Below are 18,227 nucleotides of genomic sequence, written 5' to 3'. Positions count from 1 at the left end.
GATTACAATACAGCAGCTGAAGCGTGATTTGTACGGGCGATTCTGGTTGCATCTACCATGTTGCGGAGGGAAGCAACTGTTTCTTCCTGTCCACGGGTTTTCAATCCGCAGTCCGGGTTGATCCAGAACAGCTTCGGATCAAGAACACGCAGGGCGCGTTCAATCATGCTGCTCATTTCATCCACACTTGGAACCCGTGGACTATGGATATCATATACGCCAAGACCGATACCCAGCTCATACGTATTCTCTTCAAAACTATGAATCAGTTCCCCGTGACTACGGGATGTTTCAATAGAAATGACATCTGCATCCATGGCTTCGATGGAATCGATCATGTCATGGAATTCACAATAGCACATATGCGTATGAATTTGAGTCGTTTCGTGCACCGTGCACGTGGAAATGCGGAACGCTTTGACCGCCCAGGCCAGGTAATCGGCTTGTTCATTTTCCTTCAACGGAAGCCCTTCGCGAACAGCCGGCTCGTCAACCTGAATCATGCCAATGCCTGCCTGTTCAAGTGCCTCGACTTCCTGTCTCAACGCATACGCTAATTGATAGGCAATCTGCTCTCGAGCAATGTCTTCGCGTACGAACGACCAATTCATGATGGTAATCGGGCCAGTCAGCATGCCTTTAACAGGGCGATCGGTCTGCGATTGAGCATATTTCGTTTCTTCCACCGTCATTTCACCCGTAAACGCAACATCCCCGAAGATAATAGGTGGCTTCACGCAACGGGAGCCATATGACTGTACCCAGCCAAACTGTGTAAAGGCAAAACCGGCAAGTTTCTCGCCAAAGAACTCAACCATATCGGTACGCTCAAACTCACCATGTACCAACACGTCAATTCCGATCTCTTCCTGAAGCTTAATCCAGATATCAATCTGCTCCCGGATGAAGGCAGCATATTGCTCGTTATTCAACTCGCCTTTGCGCCACAACTGACGTGCTTTTCTGACTTCAGCAGATTGTGGGAAACTGCCAATCGTTGTCGTTGGGAAGAGTGGCAATTGCCACTTGGCCTGTTGAGCTTCATGACGCTCGGCAAAAGGACGGGAGCGCTCTGGCTGTTGAACACTGAGGGAAGCAACGGCTTTCTGAACAGCGGTGCGGTTCCGATCTTCGGATTGCTGAAGTGCCTGAAGGAGAAGCTCTGCTTCGTCTATTTTGGCCGTAATCTCTGCACTTGGTGAAGATAGGGCTGTAGTCAAAAGAACAATCTCATCCAGCTTTTCATCTGCAAATGCAAGAGCATTTTTCAGTTCGGATGTAAGTTTTGCCTCACGTGCAGTGGTAACGGGCACATGCAGCAGGCTGCAGGATGATTGCACGAAGATACGTTCAGACGTTACGTATTCAGCCAGTTCATTCAGCAACTTCAGTTTGCCTTGAAGGGAAGCTTTCCAGATCCCACGTCCATCAATAATCCCTGCTCCGAGCACTTTGTCTGTCGGGAAACCGGATGTGCGAATGGATTGTATGTTACCAGATAGTCCGTGTACAAAATCTAGCCCTACACCTTGCACTGGCAATGATACAATGTCGCTGTAGTTTTCGACAGATTCAAAGTACGTTTGCAGCATGATATTCAGGCCCGGCACGGCTGCCGCAAATGTCTCATATATTTTATTCAGACGCTGTACGTCTTCATCATCTAATTTGGTGACCAGAATAGGTTCGTCGATCTGCACCCACTGAACGCCTTCGCTCGCAAGTTCTTGAAGCAATTGAGTATAAAGTGGAAGCAAGCGATCGAGCCAAGCGTCAGTCTCGGATTTATCATAGCCTTTGGAGAGCTTCAGGAAGGTTAACGGTCCAACAATGACCGGTTTTCCTTCAATGCCGAGTTTTTCTTTTGCTTCACGATAAGCGAGAAGGGGTTTGTTCTCCGTCAGAGTTGGGGAAGCCCCATCCAGTTCAGGTACGATGTAGTGATAGTTGGTGTTAAACCATTTTGTCATTTCACTCGCTGCGGCATCTTTCGTACCCCGAGCAATGCCATAATATACGGACAACGGTACCGAGCCACTATCATAAGCAAAACGTTTAGGAATAATGCCGAACATCACGGCCGTATCCAGGATATGATCGTAATAACTAAAATCATTAACCGGAATGAGGTCGATGCCTTTCGCTTGCTGCTTGCGTAAATGATCTAAGCGGATCTCCTGCAAACGTGCGTGAAATTCTGTTTCCTCCAATTTGCCTGCCCAGAACGCTTCCAATGCTTTCTTCCATTCCCGATCAGCACCAATACGCGGATATCCCAATACACTACTTTTCGTCATCGTTTAAAACCCCTCTGCTTTTATGTTACACAAAATTTATCACAGATCCGGAGTTATAATGTAATTCCATTAAATTATACCTAGTTATAGCCTGTGGCTATATCAAAAAGAGATCATTACGTTTGAAATAGACACCACTAATGTTACAATGGTTAACTATGTTCATACGAATGATTGAAGGGAAGGCGATAAGCATGAATCTGTATCACATCCAGTCTACCGTGCACGGAATCAACAGAGTAGCATCATTTTTGGAAGAAAATTATATTGGTATCGCTTGGTCCGGTACAGGCGATCTGGAACAAACGCCCCCGGAGCTATGGAAGGAACAGTTGGTTCAACACGCTAGCTTGGATGAAGCCGAATTGACGAGAGCACTCGCGACACTACATATGTTTGCTAACCTCATGCAGGATGGAGATTATGTTTTAATTAGCGATGATGAATGGACGTATGTTGGGGATATCGGGGATTATTATTACGATGATTCTGCTGGCACAGAAGAGGACTTGATCTGTCACCGCCGCGGGGTTACATGGTTGGGTCGTATTCCTCTCGTTGAGCTAAATGACAAAGTTCAGGCACTGCTAAAAGATTCATCCACCCTTGCAAAGTTTGAGCATCCCGTTTCACAAGCACAGCTGGATCGCGGACTTGCAGTCGGCATAGCAGCTGAAGCAACACACACTCTCTCAACAGGAATAGATGAAGCCACAATTCAAGCAGCTATTCATGTGCTGAAGGAAGCGTTGCACAGTGAAGAAGAAGAGCTGCGAATTCGTGCGGCTACAGCCATTTTGCAGTATGCCAAACCATAGAACCACTATGCCAAGAATTATGGATGGTTACTGGTTTAGACGGCCCGTTCGTGGAATAGCAATATTATTATTTATAACTCTTGAGTAAGTCCTGAGATCTGTTCATTTACATTCCGATGACTTAGTCCTCCGTGATAACAAATCACAGAAGTAATGTCGAGTTCGGCAAATTTTTTCAATGAGAACCGGGCTGTCTCTATATCCAGTGTAGTTGGTTCATGAATGCCTCCAAGCATGCCGTCCACACTGTACATTGAATCACCGGCAATGAGTGTCTTGCTTTGCTTCAGATAAAGACTGATGTGACCTGGCGTATGACCAGGTGTATGAATAACGCGAATTCCACCGAAAAACGGAAGTTCCTGACCATCAGTCACCGTTTCATCTACTTTGCCCTTTGGAAGACGCTCAAGGTGACCGTCTTTGAGAAGAGGCAGCTGTCCCTCAATATACGGCTTATCTAGTTCATGCGCGTATATCTTGACTTGTGAGCCACACTCTTGCAAAATCTCGGGAAGACACCCGATATGGTCCACATCCTGATGCGTCAAAATGACTGCTTTAAGTTGGCTGATCGGCATGCCTAACTTTTCTAACGCACGACTTAAATCGTCATATTGCCCTGGGAAACCGGTATCTATTAACACAGCTGTTTCTTCATCCCGTATCAGAATAGGGTGAATCACATTCCCTTCAAAATTGAGCTGTAACATCTCTATTCCTTTTGGAATTTCCATAATGCCGACCTCCAAAAAATAAATTGATATAAAAAAGGATCATTATATTACTTAGGTAAACGAATAAAGACGGCAAAAAGATACGCGGATGCTTATATAAATATTCAATGGATGGGGGAATTGACGCTGGGTGTTGGGAATGATAATTTAGATATATTATTAAAAGCAATAAATCCAATAAGATAAAGAGGGTATGCGGGGTGACACATATCGTGCATGCAGCAGCTGAAGATATTCGGAGCGAGGATTCGCTGCAATTGATTAAGGAACTGAGCGAAGAGCTTGGTTTGCTCTATGGTGGTGATGGGACTGCGGGATTTCAGCTCTCAGACGTTGAAGTACCACGTGCAGCTTTTATCGTTGCCAGAATTGACGGGTACCCGGTTGGTTGCGGAGCACTTAGACCCCTTGATGAAACTTCTGTAGAAGTTAAACGCATGTATACACGCAGTGGCTACCGCCGTAAGGGGATAGCCCAGGCTATTTTGGCTGAGGCTGAGCGTCTTGCAAGCGAACTTGGTTATACCAATCTGAAACTGCAAACAGGTCCCTTGCAACCAGAAGCTGCAGCGCTGTATGAGCGTGTAGGGTATTATCGAATCCCTGTATTCAGTGGCAATTGGGATAAAGTGTTGGCCTACCAGAAAGATCTGGTACACGAAAAAGTATAATTCTACGAACGAATCATAACTTCCATTCACTGAACGGGTAGAGGAGCATAAGATACAAGAAAAAGTCGCCTATGGGCGACTTTTTTAGCTTTAACTTATCCGGTTTTTGAAAGGATAGACCAAGGATTTTAATCCTTTGCGGAATGAATGATCGATGGGTCTTGATGTTGAGCGCCCCATTCGCACAAGCCTTCCAACACGGGCAGTAATCTCTCAGCTTTGACTGTCAGTCTATACTCGACTTTAGGAGGGACCTGAGGGTACTCTTTCCGCTCTACCATGCCATCTGCTTCGAGTTCTTTGAGCTGTGAACTTAGCGTTTTATACGTGATGGCTCCGATCTGCCTTTTCAGTTCATTGAAGCGGACAGGCGGGTTTTCTGCCAGAAGATACATAATCACCATTTTCCATTTGCCACCAATAACGGACAACGTATATCCAAAAGGGGTATCTTGAATGTTTTTAACTTTTCCGTGGTATTCAGCCATACTCATCATTAACACTATCCTTTCGGGTAGTACCTATCCTTAAAGACCGTACTATTTATTTGTTTGGGCTCAGTTTATACTAACCTTACTTTGAAGTAAAGGAGATTTACGATGCCTCAAAAAAACATTCTTCTGTTCAAGCCGCAATTGCAGGATAAAAGGGTGTAAGTCACCTTATCAGCGACTTATCTTTTGCATCTATTCATCCCTGACGGATAGAAATAATTAATTCGTTGCCCACATATCAGAATACTGATAGATCAAGTCAAAATATAGGAAGATTACGGATAAAAATATCAATATTATTATATGGGTGGTTCAATGAGAATCAGAAATTAAACAAACTGAGGAGAGCATACCCAGATGGTCACGTTATTGTTAATTATTATCTATCTCGCATTTATAGGGCTTGGATTGCCAGATGCTTTACTTGGCAGTGCCTGGTCCATTATGAAGAACGATATACATGCGACAACAGAAATGGCAGGGTACATATCGTTAATTATTTCATTTTGTACAGTCGTGTCCAGTCTCTCGGCCAGTCGATTGTTACACCGATTTGGAACAGGTAAAGTCACACTATTCAGCATCCTCTCTACGACATTGGCTCTGATGGGATTCTCCATCTCTGAGGATTTTTGGTTTTTACTTATTCTCGCGATCCCTCTGGGTTTGGGTGCAGGTTCGGTGGATGCAGCTCTAAGTAATTATGTAGCATTGCATTTCAAAGCCAAGCATATGAACTGGCTGCATTGTTTCTGGGGAATTGGTGCGGTGACGGGCCCGCTCGTTATGGCATATTGGCTGAATCAAGCAAACAACTGGCGTGCAGGATATGTCACTGTAGGATTAATTCTGCTGGGGATCGCGGTGATCTTATTATCAACGTTATCTCTATGGAAGATTTTCGAGAAGGAAAGAGTAGAGGAGTCTGCTGATGAGAAGAAACGGGTGAGCAATCGTGAGGCCATACGCATCCCTGGCGTGAAAATGTCGATGCTTGCCATGCTTTGTTATAATGGTTCCGAAACTGCAGCCGGTCTGTGGATGGCTTCGTTCTTCATAGGTAGCAAAGGAGTATCTCCAGGTACTGCCGCAGCACTTTCCTCCCTATTTTTCATTGGCATCATCTTGGGACGTGTCATCTCAGGCTTTCTTTCGACTCATGTATCCAGCAAAATGCTCATTAGATATGGTGGAATCGTTGGATGCTTCGGACTGGTTATCCTGGTTATGCCGATTCCGTATTGGGTTGCCGCAGGTGCTTTATTGATCGTGGGATTGGGTGGAGCGCCAATCTATCCAAGCATTGTCCATGCAACACCGGAACGCTTCGGAGAGAAGGCATCCCCAAGTGTAATTGGACTTGAAATGGCCAGTGCCTATACGGGGTCAACACTCATTCCGTTAGGTATGGGGCTTATTGCAAGCCAATGGGGGATGTCGATGGTCCCTGTAATTTTACTTTTCCTGTTTGGTATCATGTTTGTTGCGACAGAACGGGTTAACAAGAGACATAAGGAGCCCAGTCTAACATTATAGAGCGGCATTTTAAACAGTGCTTTCATGGAATATGGCACTATCCATAGTATACAAAAAGGAACAACCCTGTTGGTTGTTCCTTTTGTATACGTCATATTTTATAAGAAGATCAGTAACAATGTTCCTGCGGCAAAACAGTAATACGAAAAGTATTTCAGGTTGCCTTTCGCCATAATGCCCATAAACCATCTCATGGAGAAATAGGTAACGAATAGTGTCGTGATGAATGCGATTAGATAAGGAATAGCCAACTGTGATCGATTCGGATCATTGGCAATGTCCGATACGCCCATGATGAGTCCACCAATGCTTATGGGAATGTACAGCATAAAGGAGAATTTCAAAGCCGTTTCCTGTTTCATGCCGACAGCGATGGAGGCAATAACAGTTGCCCCTGAACGGCTAATGCCTGGAATAAGAGCGACCGCCTGAGCCAGACCCACCAACAGTGCATCTTTCGTAGACAGATCTCCATCTTGCTTACGACCACGAAGATTACGAATCAACCACAAGGCAACCCCGGTGATCAGTAACGCGATGGAAACGGTATATACGGACGAGAAAATTTCTTCAATCCGGTCCTTGAACAGGACCGCAACAACAGCAGCTGGGATCGTACCAATAATTATGTATAAGCAAAACATGAAGTCTGCTCTATATTCTTCTTTACGAGTACTCAGGTAACCAACTGCGCCAATAATCAACTTTTTGATATCTTCCCGGAAAATAAAAATAATAGCGATAAGTGATGCTGTGTTTGTTAAAATTTCAAATGACAATCCATTCTGCTTAATGCCCATGAGCCTCTGCGCGATAATCAGATGACCACTTGAGGAGACGGGAATCGGCTCCGTCGCACCTTGAACAATACCTAAAAACAAATACTTTAACCACAATATAATCTCTTCCATGTTGTCCTCCTTGAATACGTTTCATTGGCTTTCCAATGATCTCTCTTTTTAATAAAAGTGACTTGCCTACTCTATTGATGATAGCCGTTTAAGTTGGTGACTTGCAAGTTAGAGTTCATAGATTGAGGGAAATAAACATAGCTTGTCAAATCCTGCAGAGCATGATATCGTTGATAACGATTATCAATATCAACGAAAAGGTGGGTTTATTTTGCGGAAACAGAGACAACCAATATGGATCATAATGGCACTTATCATGCTGCTTGTTCTTAGTGCATGTGGTCAGTCTGCCACGACCAAGGATACTACCGGGGACAGCACGAATACAGCTGCGGAGACAGCAACCCAGAGTGATTCGAATTCAGCTTCTTCTGCTGGTACAGAGGCAACTGCCGAAGAGGAACTCGTTACATATCAATCGGATGCAGGTGAAGTGCAGGTACCCAAGAATCCTAAGCGCATTATTGATTTGACGTCATTTTCGACAGGGTACTTTGTTGCCCTGGATGCACCGGTAGTCGGCGCTTTATCAGGAGCGATGAACAACAAGTATATTAAGGATCAACTTGCAGCAGCGGGCACCAGCGATCTGGGTGAACAGCCTACGCCAGAGAAACTAATCAGCTTAAAACCCGACCTGATTATTGTATACACTGGCACAGAAGGGATCGACAAGATGGAGCAGATTGCGCCAGTCGTACAGATTGACTATGGTAAGCGCAATTTCAAGGACCTCATGCTTGAGATGGGTAAGCTCACCAATAGAGAAGACGCTGCCAAGGCTTGGAATGCTAAATGGGAAGCACAGATCAACGAACTGAAGCCCAAGGTTCAGGAGGCTGTCGGTGATCGCACCGTTTCCATTCTGAATCCGTACGCCAAAGGATTATATGTATTCGGTCATAATTACGGCCGAGGCGGTGAGATTATTTACGGGGAGTTTGGTCTAAAAGCACCTGCGAAGGCCCAAGCTGAAGCGATTGACAGTGGAACTGGTTGGGCTTCGATCTCCATGGAACTATTACCGGAGTATTCGGGAGATATCATCTTCACCAGCCCGTGGTCGGGAGATAAAACTGATCCCAAGATCGTATATGATAATACCTTATGGAAGAACTTGCCTGCGGTGAAGGCCAATCATGTGTTCCAGCTTGACCCGACTTCAGACTCGTACAACGATCCGTTAACGTTGGAAGGTCAGCTGCAGTTTATTTCTGATAGTCTGCTTTCGACGAAGTAAGGTTGAACAGCATAATTGATAGTACTGGAGCATTTCCAAGCGTCGTTACAAGACGCGGAGATGCTCTTTTTATGACCGCATTAATTTATATAGGTCGATGATGTATGGATTTTGACCAATCTAATTAAGCTTGATACAATAAGAGAACTGTTGATGAACATTTATTATCAAGTGGGGTGATCTAGAATTGCAACAAAAAAGTGAACTATTAAATGTATGGTTGTCTTTGTCTAACATTCATACCCATCTGAATGAGAAGTTGGAACTGGCACTGCTTCAGGAATATGATCTATCTTTGAAGGAATTTTATGTTTTACATTTTATATCGAATGCAGAGGAAAAGAAGTTACGTCTGCTGCAACTGCAAGAATTGGTGGGGTTGAGCCAAAGTGCGGTATCCAGACTTGTAGTAAGGATGGAAGCCAAAGACTGTGGGGCATTGGAAAGACACACATGTGAAGATGACCGACGTGGGATCTACACTCGTATTACCAAGCTTGGCGAAAACAAATATAACAAAGCACTTCAAACCTATAACCAGGTCTTGCAAACCGAACTTGAAAAAGACGGATTCGAAACTCAATTAGAGGACCTTACAAAAAAATTGTTTTAAGTCTTAAGGTGATAACTATAGGGTAACATCATATTTTTACCCTATAAGAAGACTTGACACGTTTGAGTATATCCGTTAAATTAAATGCATGCGCATGCTTTTATATGATGTGCGGGGGTTTTATTTACAAGGAGGTACTGAACATGAAGGTGTTAGTCGTGTAATCAAATGGACAGATTGTTCAACAGCTAATTCAGCTTTTGAAAAAAGTGAAGAACACACTGTTCTTACCATGGTACAAAAACAAAGAGCAGGTAGACAAATATGCAGCACAGGTAAGGTTGAAATATCCGAAGCACAAGGTAAGTTTTAATCAGACCAGATACATTTTACGATAACCCTAGAGGTAAGAGAGGGCTTTGCGATGATTGGATTTATACTGGTGTCCGTGATAGGAATTTTCATTGCTGTTCGTCCATTTTGGCCGCTGCCTAATCTTAAATATATAGATTATGAAGAATATCTCAGACAACAGCGTGATTTTCGACAATATAAGGTGATCGATATCCGAGATGCAACAGATTACTTGGCTAATCCTACTCCGGATACCATTAACATCTCAGTGGGACGTCTTGCTTTCACATGGGAAAAATACCTTCTTCGCGAAGATAACGTGATTATTATGTCTCCTGGCATACTCCAATCCAAAAAGGCTGCACGCATATTGCGGAAGCGTGGATTCAAATACCTTTATGTGATGAAGTATAAGGTTGATGTGATTTCGTAAAATATACGGGAAAATTAATATGGCAAATTTGATGCTTGCGCATGCATTATAATTATTTTAAGAAAAGAGGATTTTAATATGATGACAGATTTGTTTAGTCCATATTCTTTAAAAGGTTTAGAGCTCAAAAACCGTGTTGTAATGGCTCCAATGTGCCAATATTCAGTTGATCAGAAAGATGGCATAGCAACAGATTGGCATTTCATGCATTACGTTAGTCGTGCTGTGGGAGGTACAGGTCTCGTTATCATTGAAATGACAGATGTGGAACCGGATGGCCGTATTACAGACTTTGATCTCGGCCTGTGGTCCGATGAACAGATCCCGGCTCTGAAACGGATTGTCGATGCGTGTCACAGTTATGGTGCCAAAGTGGGTATCCAGATTGCACATGCGGGCCGCAAGGCAGAAGATGCCGAAGTTCCAGTTGCTCCGTCCGCAATTGCCTTTGATGAGAATTCCAAGCAACCCAGAGCGCTCGTAACGGATGAAGTGAAAGGCATGGTTGAAAAATTCCGGAGTGCTGTAGCTCGTGCTGTGAAAGCGGGATTTGATGCGATTGAGATTCATGGTGCACATGGTTACCTGATTCATCAATTCCATTCTCCACTAACGAACAAGCGCGAAGACGAATATGGTCAAGATTTAACGTTATTTGGCCGGGAGATTATTCAGGCTGCCAAGGCAGAGATGCCCGAAGATATGCCCTTGATAATGCGTATTTCAGCAAAAGAATATGTAGAAGGTGGCTACGGCATTAACGAAAGTTCCGAGTTTGCCAAGGCTTATAAAGAGGCAGGCGTTGACGTATTTCACATCTCATCTGGTGGCGAGGGACAAATTGCTGCGTGGGGCAGACCAGGAACTCACGCGGCTTATCAAGTGCCTCTTGCTAAAGCAATCAAAGAGGGTCTTAATGTGCCTGTGATTGCTGTTGGAAGACTCGATGATCCTACCTTGGCGAACGCAGTCATCGGAAATGAAGAAGCTGATCTGGTTGCAGTTGGCCGGGGATTGTTAAGAAATCCTTACTGGGCATTGGAAGCGGCGTCTACTTTACGCAAAAACACGGACGTTCCAAAACAATATACGACTGGGTTTTAACAAATTAATCATTTTATGATCTTCATCAATACATGAACAAGAGAGGACTCCGACTGACAACACAGAAGGAGTCCTTTTTGTATTTAACCCAGACAAGTTGAAGGAACGATATTAGCCAGTAACCAATCAAGAGAGGGTAGTCGTCTCATCGGCTTTACCTCGCAGGCGTTTAATGTCTTCTCTGGGCGGTAATCCGAACATGCGAGAATATTCACGACTGAATTGCGAAGGGCTCTCGTAACCTACCTGAAATGCTACATCTGCTGCATCGGTGGACTTGGATAATAACAAGCGCCGAGCTTCTTGCAACCTAAGTTGTTTTTGAAACTGAATCGGACTCATGGCAGTCACTTCTTTAAAGTGTCTGTGCAGCGAGGCAGTACTCATATTCGCCAAATCCGCCAGATCCTCAACCCGAAAATTTTGATCAGAGTGATTCATAATATAATCAATAACATCTTTGATTCGATAGGTGTGGCTACCCTCCATGGTAGCTTGCTCCAAGGCAATCCCATGGGGCCCTTTCAGAACTTTATAGAGAATTTCCTTCTTGAACAAAGGAGCGAGCAGTGGAATATCTTCCGAATGATCTTCCAACAAACGTGTTAACCTGACAACTGCATCCAGCAGAGATGGCTCAGCTTGGCTGACAAACATCGCACGTTTCGTCGTTTTTCTCGGTTTTGCTGGGAAATCGGAGTGGTTCAATACCTCCAGAATCTCACTGGATGTGAATTCAAGTTTCAGGGCCAGATAGGGAGCCTCAGACGAGGCTTGAATCACTTGTCCACTAACCGGCAAGTCCACGGTTGCCACGATATAACTTCCTGGGCCATATCGGAAACGATCCTGTCCCAGCAGCACCTCTTTCTGACCCTGTACGATAATGCAGAAGGAAGGTTCATTCACTCTAAATATAGGTTCAGTAACAACCGATTCACGGATTAGAAATAATGAAGGGATAGCCGTCGGATGCACCCCATCCTTGTTGGAATAACGGTCAATGCGTCTGGCTAATTCGTCTTGATGTTCGTGTAATCGATCAGACATACGTAGATCTCCTTTTTCGCACAATATCATAATAATAACTCACATTCTATCGCATATTGACCCAAGACGGTAGAAAACGGATAGGAATAGGCAAACATTTGATGTAAATGGATAAGACATGCTGACTGATTGTTACATATTCACAAGTACACAGGTCATGATATACAACAAGTACAGAAGATATACACTTACGGATCGGCTAATTCATGAGCAGATGAGAAGGGAAGAGTTATCTGCATCTTTTATTTACTGATCGTTCCCGATGTGTTAGATTGATTTTGGGAGGGAAGTCAAATGGCTAGAAGTAAAGAGTTTGAAGTGAACGAAGTGTTGGATAAAGCAATGAAGATCTTCTGGGAACAAGGTTACGAGAAGACGTCGATGAGTGACCTTGTGGAGCATATGGGAATACATCGCCGAAGTATATATGATACATTTGATGATAAACATACATTGTTCTTGCAGGCTATGGATCGTTATAAAGGCAAGATCAGTGCTACATTACTTGCAGAAGTTAAAGCGTCCAAGACGGCAGTGGAAGCACTGCATACAATTTATGGATTGTTGATCAGTAAAGCAGAGGATACACCATCGGGTTGCCTGATCGTGAACTCGGCAGTAGAACTGGGCACACGCGATTCGGACGTAGATACCCGGTCCCTTGAATCATTTAACGATACAGAGCGAATGTTCGAGCAGATCGTCGAATGGGGACAGCGGGATGGAGAATTTTCCTCAGACCATGATGCGAAGGAAATGGCAGAGTACCTGCACAATATTTCTGTCGGCATCCGAGCCATGACCAGAACCTCGACGGATAAAGAAAAATTAAATCGAATTATCAATCTATCGATAAAACTGTTGAAAAAATGAGACGGCTAGCTCTACACGCATACAAATGCATATCCCTGAAATGCTATTCTATATGATGAGCCTAGACATATGCCAAATAGCAGCTTGTAATCCGTTATAGGACTCCAAGCTGCTATTTTTGTACCCATTTAAGAAATGAAAAGGATGATCATCAATTGGTGATGGCATCTACTGCTGGTTTGGATCTGTGAATCTCTTCAGTTCCAGCCTTCAGAGCAGTTTCGTAGTAGGCGCATTTGTGCTCAATGACTTCCATGGTTTTTCTTAGTTCCTCCATTTGTGCTTCAACGCTAGCTTTTCGTTCCGTAAACATATCATATCTTTGCTTCAGGGTGGAGTCCCCTTCAGAACACCATTCAATAAAATCTTTGATGTCCTTGATTGGCATCCCGGTCAGCTTCAGGCATTGAATGATCTTTAGAAAGTCGATGTCTGAATCTTTGAACAACCGAGTTCCGTTCGTGGTACGTTCTACAAAAGGCATAAGTCCTTCCTTATCATAGTAACGCAATGTATATACCGTAAGGTCTAATTTTTTGGCAACTTCACCGATTGAATAGGTCATTTAGAATGAATTCCTTTCTACTTGGGGTAGACTTCGAGTTAACTCTAGGATTGATCCGAGTGAATTCTACCATGTTGGATTATAGGATGTCAAAGTACGTTGGATATAAAAAAATAAGATAAGCATTTGACCTAGAGTTAACTAGAGGGGGTAAGATTATTTTGGACTTTAAATTACGAGGAGGTTATACCATTGATTATAGCTAAAGCCAGAGCCGTTGACGGACCAGACCAACAATTCAGAAGTGCTGAAATTAAACGACGTGATCTGGATACCAATGATGTATTAATCGAGATTAAATATGCCGGTATCTGCCATTCTGACATCCATACAGCCCACGGTGAATGGGGTCCAGTGAACTATCCACTCGTTCCTGGGCACGAAATTGCCGGGATTGTAACTGATGTAGGAAGCGGAGTTTCCAAATATAAGGTTGGTGACCGAGTAGGGGTCGGATGTATGGTCGACTCTTGTGGTGAATGTGTTAACTGCCGCAAAGGTGAAGAGCAATACTGTCTCAAAGGAAATATTCAAACTTACGCTGGAGTAGACAAATACGGTGAGCCTACGCAAGGTGGATATTCAACTCATATTGTTGTCGTAGAGGATTTCGTCGTTCGCATCCCTGATAACATTGCACTTGATGCAGCTGCACCTTTGCTGTGTGCCGGTATTACGACGTATTCACCACTCCATCACTGGGGAGCTGGCCCAGGTAAGAAGGTTGCCGTTGTAGGTATGGGGGGTCTAGGTCATATGGCTGTCAAAATCGCACATGCGATGGGTGCGGAAGTAACGGTCCTCTCCCAATCCTTGAGCAAAAAAGAAGATGGACTGCAATTTGGTGCAGATCATTACTTTGCCACAAGCGAACCGGAGACCTTCGAAAAACTTGCAGGAACCTTTGATCTGATGATTAACACGGTGAGTGCCAATATTGACATTAACGCGTATTTCTCACTGCTTACGCTCGATGGTACACTCGTGAACGTGGGTGCTCCTGCAGAACCATTAGCCGTAAACGTATTTTCTCTGATCGGTCATCGCCGTTCATTCGCAGGTTCCATGATTGGTGGCATTCGTGAGACGCAGGAGATGCTTGATTTCTGTGCAGAACATGATATTGCGCCTAACATTGAGGTTATCTCGGCTGATCAGATTGACGAAGCTTATAAGCGTGTACTGGCTTCCGACGTGAAATATCGCTTTGTTATTGATATCAACACCATGTAAGTGTGGAGTGTGATTATTGATCTTTAAAATTAGAAGAAAGCAGCTACCGATAAGGTCAGCTGCTCTTCTGTTTGTTATTTTCAGGGTCGTTCTATAACCCACCCTCATGGTGATGTTCTTACTAGGCATGGATATAAAAACTTGCCTGCTAAAGTAATAAAGGTAGCCGGCATAAGAGCCGCAACGGCGGCTCAAATAAATTAAAAGTTAAGATGCAGCAATGGCTTAATATACTTAGCAGCGGCACTGAACTGATCAGAAAATTCTTCTGAATCGTGGTATTCTCTAGGCAAGTCATTCAGGAATAATTTGATCTGTTTGGCTACTTTTATACGTACTTCAGAATCTGCACGATTACCTTTTAATTGATCCCTTAGAAGATACCCATATTCATTTCTAAATATTAAAAAGTCGTTGATAAGAATATTGATATAATCAGAGAAATTTTTAGTATGTTCTTTGATGAGCGTTAACCGGTCATTTATTAAAATGATGGAAGTATAAACATCAAACATTTGCTCGATTTCTCCAGTAGACTGTACCTCACTGTTTTGAGAAAGTGTATCATCAAGATTCTGTACTCGCGAAACAAAACTAGTATAATAATCCGAATTGACCGCAATTTCTTTCTTGCGAGTTGAGTTTTGAATTAAAATAAAAGTTGAACCAATGATCAATAGAACCACAAGGACTATGAGAATATTAGAATATTTTTTCATGCAATTTTATGGCTTCCGTTAGTCAGAATGAAGTGTAATTCTGCAGCTACGAGAACTAATACTCCTCCCAATGAAATTAAAACTTTCAATTATGTAACCCCCATAACGTTTTTTGTACAGAACATTAGAGAGGTTAACACAAAAAAAGGGAATAGATCTATCTGAATAATTTACCAATTATATAGGTTGTTTGTTATTATAATATTCTATCTTGAATTTGCTACAGACATAGGTGTGAAGCTAGCTAAATCTAACGTGTAGAATATCGCAACGAAAAGAAGTTGCATACGTCTGATAACTAGGTGGAGAAACATGAAAGGAGTGGAGTTTAAAAGATGACAGCAGCATTTTCACATCAGCCTGAAGGATACGAATGTCCATTTTGTGGTATCTGGGGTATCGAGCGACCTGATCAGGGAACCAAACAAAGAGATATTATCTATCAGAATGAAATGGTAACGGCATTTATAGCAGGCAAATGGTGGCCAAACAATAAAGGACATGTTCTTATTGTTCCAAATCAACATTTCGAGAACATCTTTGAACTACCTGCGGATTACGCTGTTGAAATTCATCGCGCGACTCAACTTACAGCATTGGCAATGAAAAGTACATATGGATGTGAAGGAATCTCTACACGACAGCATAATGAACCTGCAGGTAATCAAGATGTATGGCATTATCATCTGCATGTTTATCCCAGATACGTGAATGATCAACTTTATCTGACAAAGGGTTCTCAATCCGATCCAGATGAACGCGCATTCTGTGCTGAACAGTTGCGTTCTTGGATTAAGGAAAACATTTAAAGTCTAGCAAGCTACTTATCGTTTTGAGTTATCGGGCAGATAAGGGGGTTTGAATTAGATATTCATGATAGAATGAGTTTGAATGGGGCAAATTAGATAGTATATTTCATGATATAGGGGGAAACCAATGGAGACCTTTGCAGAATTTATAGCACGCATCGATAACCCGGAACACCAGGCACGAACGGAAGAAGTGTTGAACTGGATCACTGAAAGATTCCCGAATTTAAAACAAAAAATAGCTTGGAACCAACCGATGTTTACCGACCATGATACCTTCATTATTGGTTTTAGTGTATCCAAGCAACATCTGGCTGTTGCTCCCGAGAAGGCAGGAATTAATCGTTTTTCGGAAGAGATCACTAAAGCCGGTTATGATCACACCAAAGAATTGGTGCGGATGAAGTGGAAGCAGGAAATTGATTTTTCGTTGCTTGAGAGAATGATTGAGTTTAATATCGCGGATAAGGCAGAATGTTCAACATTTTGGCGCAAATAAATCGTACACATAAAAAGACCCCCAACTTCCGTAAGTGGAGAGAAGGGGTCTTCTACATTATAAGCACCAAAAGCGATTATTGAGCACCTACTACAGGGTGAGGTACATAAGGTTCTTCTAGGAATGTCACATCTTCTGAGGTCAACTTAACGGAAAGAGCACCTACAGCATCTTCCAGATGTGATAATTTGGTGGCACCGATGATTGGAGCCGCTACAGTATCTTTTTGTAGCAACCACGCAAGTGCGATGTGTGTACGAGGGACACCGTATTTTTCTGCAATGGATGCAACCCGTTCAACAACAAGTCGATCTGCATCACTGGTCGCATTGTACTTGGATTTCTGAATTTCGTCTGTCTCGGATCGAAGCGTTGATACGGACCAGTCACGAGTTAACCTGCCTGAAGCAAGAGGACTGTATGGAGTTACACCAATCTTTTCTTCCTTGCATAAAGGTAACATTTCGCGTTCCTCTTCACGGTAGATGAGGTTCAAGTGGTTCTGCATGGAGACAAACTTGGTCCAACCATGTTTCTCTGCTACATGTAATGCCTTTTGGAACTGCCAAGCGAACATGGCTGAAGCCCCTATATATCTTACTTTCCCGGACTTCACCACATCATGTAAGGCTTCCATGGTTTCTTCAATAGGCGTATTGTAGTCCCAACGATGAATGATATACAGATCTACATAATCCGTTTCCAATCGTTTCAGGCTTTTATCAAGCTCACTCAGGATGGCTTTTCTAGAAAGGCCAGAACCGTTGGGTCCTTTATGCATTTGACCATGTACTTTGGTTGCAATAACTACCTCATCCCGATTTGCGTAATCCTTTAACGCCCGACCAAGGTACTCCTCGCTCGTACCCAGAGAGTATACATTCGCTGTATCAAAGAAATTGATGCCCAGATCCAGCGCTTTTTTGATCACGGGACGAGAATCCTCTTCATTTAATACCCATTGATGAACCCATTTACTGGCATCTCCAAATCCCATACATCCTAAGCAAAATCGAGATACGTCCAAACCAGTGTTACCAAGTTTCGTATATTCCATGTTATGTTCAAATCCTTTCTAATGTTTATTATTGCCACCTGTATGGTGACCTATTTACACATTATTATGTCATAAGGAATGAACCAGCGTGTACCACATTTCTATCAAACTTTTGCCTAATCCTATCACAATCCTAGAATCCGTTAGATAGAGGACATAATAAAAGATGCCCCCCTGTAACTCAAGGGACATCTTATGTATGATCTATTATTATTGAACTCCAACTCAGACAGTGAAAAAAAGATTGAACTAGAAAAAACGCCATGATATAATC

19 protein-coding genes are annotated in these 18,227 nt (G+C 43.1%); 11 read left to right on the top strand and 8 right to left on the bottom strand.

From position 1 onward, the window contains the following. Window positions 1–2: 2 nt before the first annotated feature. A complete protein-coding gene (metE, locus tag AB4111_RS02120; protein WP_442030068.1) occupies window positions 3–2,297 on the bottom strand; it encodes a 5-methyltetrahydropteroyltriglutamate--homocysteine S-methyltransferase in 2,295 nt (764 codons plus the stop codon). A gap of 194 nt (window positions 2,298–2,491) precedes the next feature. Here metE and AB4111_RS02115 point away from each other — a divergent pair, with 194 nt between their 5' ends. Next, window positions 2,492–3,115 (top strand): hypothetical protein, encoded by a 624-nt coding sequence (locus AB4111_RS02115; RefSeq protein ID WP_442030066.1) that lies wholly within the window; start codon window positions 2,492–2,494, stop codon window positions 3,113–3,115. Window positions 3,116–3,186: 71 nt separating this feature from the next. Here the strand turns inward: AB4111_RS02115 and AB4111_RS02110 are convergent, their stop codons facing one another. Next, window positions 3,187–3,852, bottom strand: a complete 666-nt coding sequence (locus AB4111_RS02110) for an MBL fold metallo-hydrolase (protein ID WP_442030064.1) — start codon at window positions 3,850–3,852, stop codon at window positions 3,187–3,189. Between the two features lie 200 nt (window positions 3,853–4,052). Between AB4111_RS02110 and AB4111_RS02105 the strand changes: the two genes are divergently transcribed. Beyond that, on the top strand, window positions 4,053–4,523 hold the full coding sequence (locus tag AB4111_RS02105) for a GNAT family N-acetyltransferase (protein ID WP_442030062.1): 471 nt from the start codon (window positions 4,053–4,055) through the stop codon (window positions 4,521–4,523). A 128-nt stretch (window positions 4,524–4,651) separates the two neighbouring features. Here the strand turns inward: AB4111_RS02105 and AB4111_RS02100 are convergent, their stop codons facing one another. Then, window positions 4,652–5,017, bottom strand: a complete 366-nt coding sequence (locus AB4111_RS02100; protein WP_442031556.1) for a winged helix-turn-helix transcriptional regulator — start codon at window positions 5,015–5,017, stop codon at window positions 4,652–4,654. A gap of 357 nt (window positions 5,018–5,374) precedes the next feature. Between AB4111_RS02100 and AB4111_RS02095 the strand changes: the two genes are divergently transcribed. Next, window positions 5,375–6,553 carry an MFS transporter gene (locus AB4111_RS02095; protein WP_442030060.1) on the top strand — a complete coding sequence of 393 codons (1,179 nt, stop codon included), beginning with the start codon at window positions 5,375–5,377 and terminating at the stop codon, window positions 6,551–6,553. Window positions 6,554–6,651: 98 nt separating this feature from the next. On the opposite strand, the gene AB4111_RS02090 is transcribed toward AB4111_RS02095, so the two are convergent. Further along, window positions 6,652–7,464: an undecaprenyl-diphosphate phosphatase gene (locus AB4111_RS02090; RefSeq protein WP_442030058.1), complete on the bottom strand. Its 813-nt coding sequence runs from the start codon at window positions 7,462–7,464 to the stop codon at window positions 6,652–6,654. A 211-nt stretch (window positions 7,465–7,675) separates the two neighbouring features. Between AB4111_RS02090 and AB4111_RS02085 the strand changes: the two genes are divergently transcribed. From AB4111_RS02085 to AB4111_RS02070, 4 genes are all read left to right on the top strand, one after another. Further along, complete coding sequence (locus AB4111_RS02085) at window positions 7,676–8,704, top strand: ABC transporter substrate-binding protein (protein ID WP_442030056.1); 1,029 nt, start codon at window positions 7,676–7,678, stop codon at window positions 8,702–8,704. Window positions 8,705–8,891: 187 nt separating this feature from the next. Further along, a complete protein-coding gene (locus AB4111_RS02080; RefSeq protein WP_442030054.1) occupies window positions 8,892–9,317 on the top strand; it encodes a MarR family winged helix-turn-helix transcriptional regulator in 426 nt (141 codons plus the stop codon). Between the two features lie 364 nt (window positions 9,318–9,681). Further along, on the top strand, window positions 9,682–10,044 hold the full coding sequence (locus AB4111_RS02075) for a rhodanese-like domain-containing protein (RefSeq protein WP_442030052.1): 363 nt from the start codon (window positions 9,682–9,684) through the stop codon (window positions 10,042–10,044). An 81-nt stretch (window positions 10,045–10,125) separates the two neighbouring features. After that, window positions 10,126–11,148 carry an NADH:flavin oxidoreductase/NADH oxidase gene (locus AB4111_RS02070; protein ID WP_442031555.1) on the top strand — a complete coding sequence of 341 codons (1,023 nt, stop codon included), beginning with the start codon at window positions 10,126–10,128 and terminating at the stop codon, window positions 11,146–11,148. A gap of 126 nt (window positions 11,149–11,274) precedes the next feature. Here the strand turns inward: AB4111_RS02070 and AB4111_RS02065 are convergent, their stop codons facing one another. Beyond that, the gene (locus tag AB4111_RS02065; RefSeq protein WP_442030050.1) at window positions 11,275–12,198 is read right to left on the bottom strand and encodes an AraC family transcriptional regulator N-terminal domain-containing protein; all 924 of its coding nucleotides are present in this window, start codon (window positions 12,196–12,198) and stop codon (window positions 11,275–11,277) included. 294 nt (window positions 12,199–12,492) lie between these two features. On the opposite strand from AB4111_RS02065, the gene AB4111_RS02060 reads away from it, so the two are divergent. Continuing rightward, on the top strand, window positions 12,493–13,071 hold the full coding sequence (locus tag AB4111_RS02060; protein WP_442030048.1) for a TetR/AcrR family transcriptional regulator: 579 nt from the start codon (window positions 12,493–12,495) through the stop codon (window positions 13,069–13,071). A gap of 151 nt (window positions 13,072–13,222) precedes the next feature. Here AB4111_RS02060 and AB4111_RS02055 read toward each other — a convergent pair whose 3' ends face one another. Next, a complete protein-coding gene (locus tag AB4111_RS02055) occupies window positions 13,223–13,636 on the bottom strand; it encodes a MerR family transcriptional regulator (protein ID WP_442030046.1) in 414 nt (137 codons plus the stop codon). Window positions 13,637–13,828: 192 nt separating this feature from the next. Between AB4111_RS02055 and AB4111_RS02050 the strand changes: the two genes are divergently transcribed. After that, on the top strand, window positions 13,829–14,869 hold the full coding sequence (locus tag AB4111_RS02050; RefSeq protein WP_339261088.1) for an NAD(P)-dependent alcohol dehydrogenase: 1,041 nt from the start codon (window positions 13,829–13,831) through the stop codon (window positions 14,867–14,869). 200 nt (window positions 14,870–15,069) lie between these two features. On the opposite strand, the gene AB4111_RS02045 is transcribed toward AB4111_RS02050, so the two are convergent. Further along, on the bottom strand, window positions 15,070–15,588 hold the full coding sequence (locus AB4111_RS02045) for a hypothetical protein (RefSeq protein WP_442030044.1): 519 nt from the start codon (window positions 15,586–15,588) through the stop codon (window positions 15,070–15,072). 335 nt (window positions 15,589–15,923) lie between these two features. On the opposite strand from AB4111_RS02045, the gene AB4111_RS02040 reads away from it, so the two are divergent. Both AB4111_RS02040 and AB4111_RS02035 read left to right on the top strand, forming a co-directional pair. Further along, window positions 15,924–16,397: an HIT family protein gene (locus tag AB4111_RS02040; RefSeq protein ID WP_442030042.1), complete on the top strand. Its 474-nt coding sequence runs from the start codon at window positions 15,924–15,926 to the stop codon at window positions 16,395–16,397. 127 nt (window positions 16,398–16,524) lie between these two features. Beyond that, window positions 16,525–16,896, top strand: a complete 372-nt coding sequence (locus tag AB4111_RS02035; protein ID WP_442030040.1) for an iron chaperone — start codon at window positions 16,525–16,527, stop codon at window positions 16,894–16,896. 76 nt (window positions 16,897–16,972) lie between these two features. On the opposite strand, the gene AB4111_RS02030 is transcribed toward AB4111_RS02035, so the two are convergent. Then, a complete protein-coding gene (locus AB4111_RS02030) occupies window positions 16,973–17,953 on the bottom strand; it encodes an aldo/keto reductase (protein WP_442030038.1) in 981 nt (326 codons plus the stop codon). Window positions 17,954–18,227 lie beyond the last annotated feature (274 nt).

This window comes from Paenibacillus sp. 2KB_22, from assembly GCF_052115745.1.
In the GTDB taxonomy this organism is placed as follows: domain Bacteria; phylum Bacillota; class Bacilli; order Paenibacillales; family Paenibacillaceae; genus Paenibacillus.
This window is presented reverse-complemented; position numbering and strand designations above follow the sequence as displayed.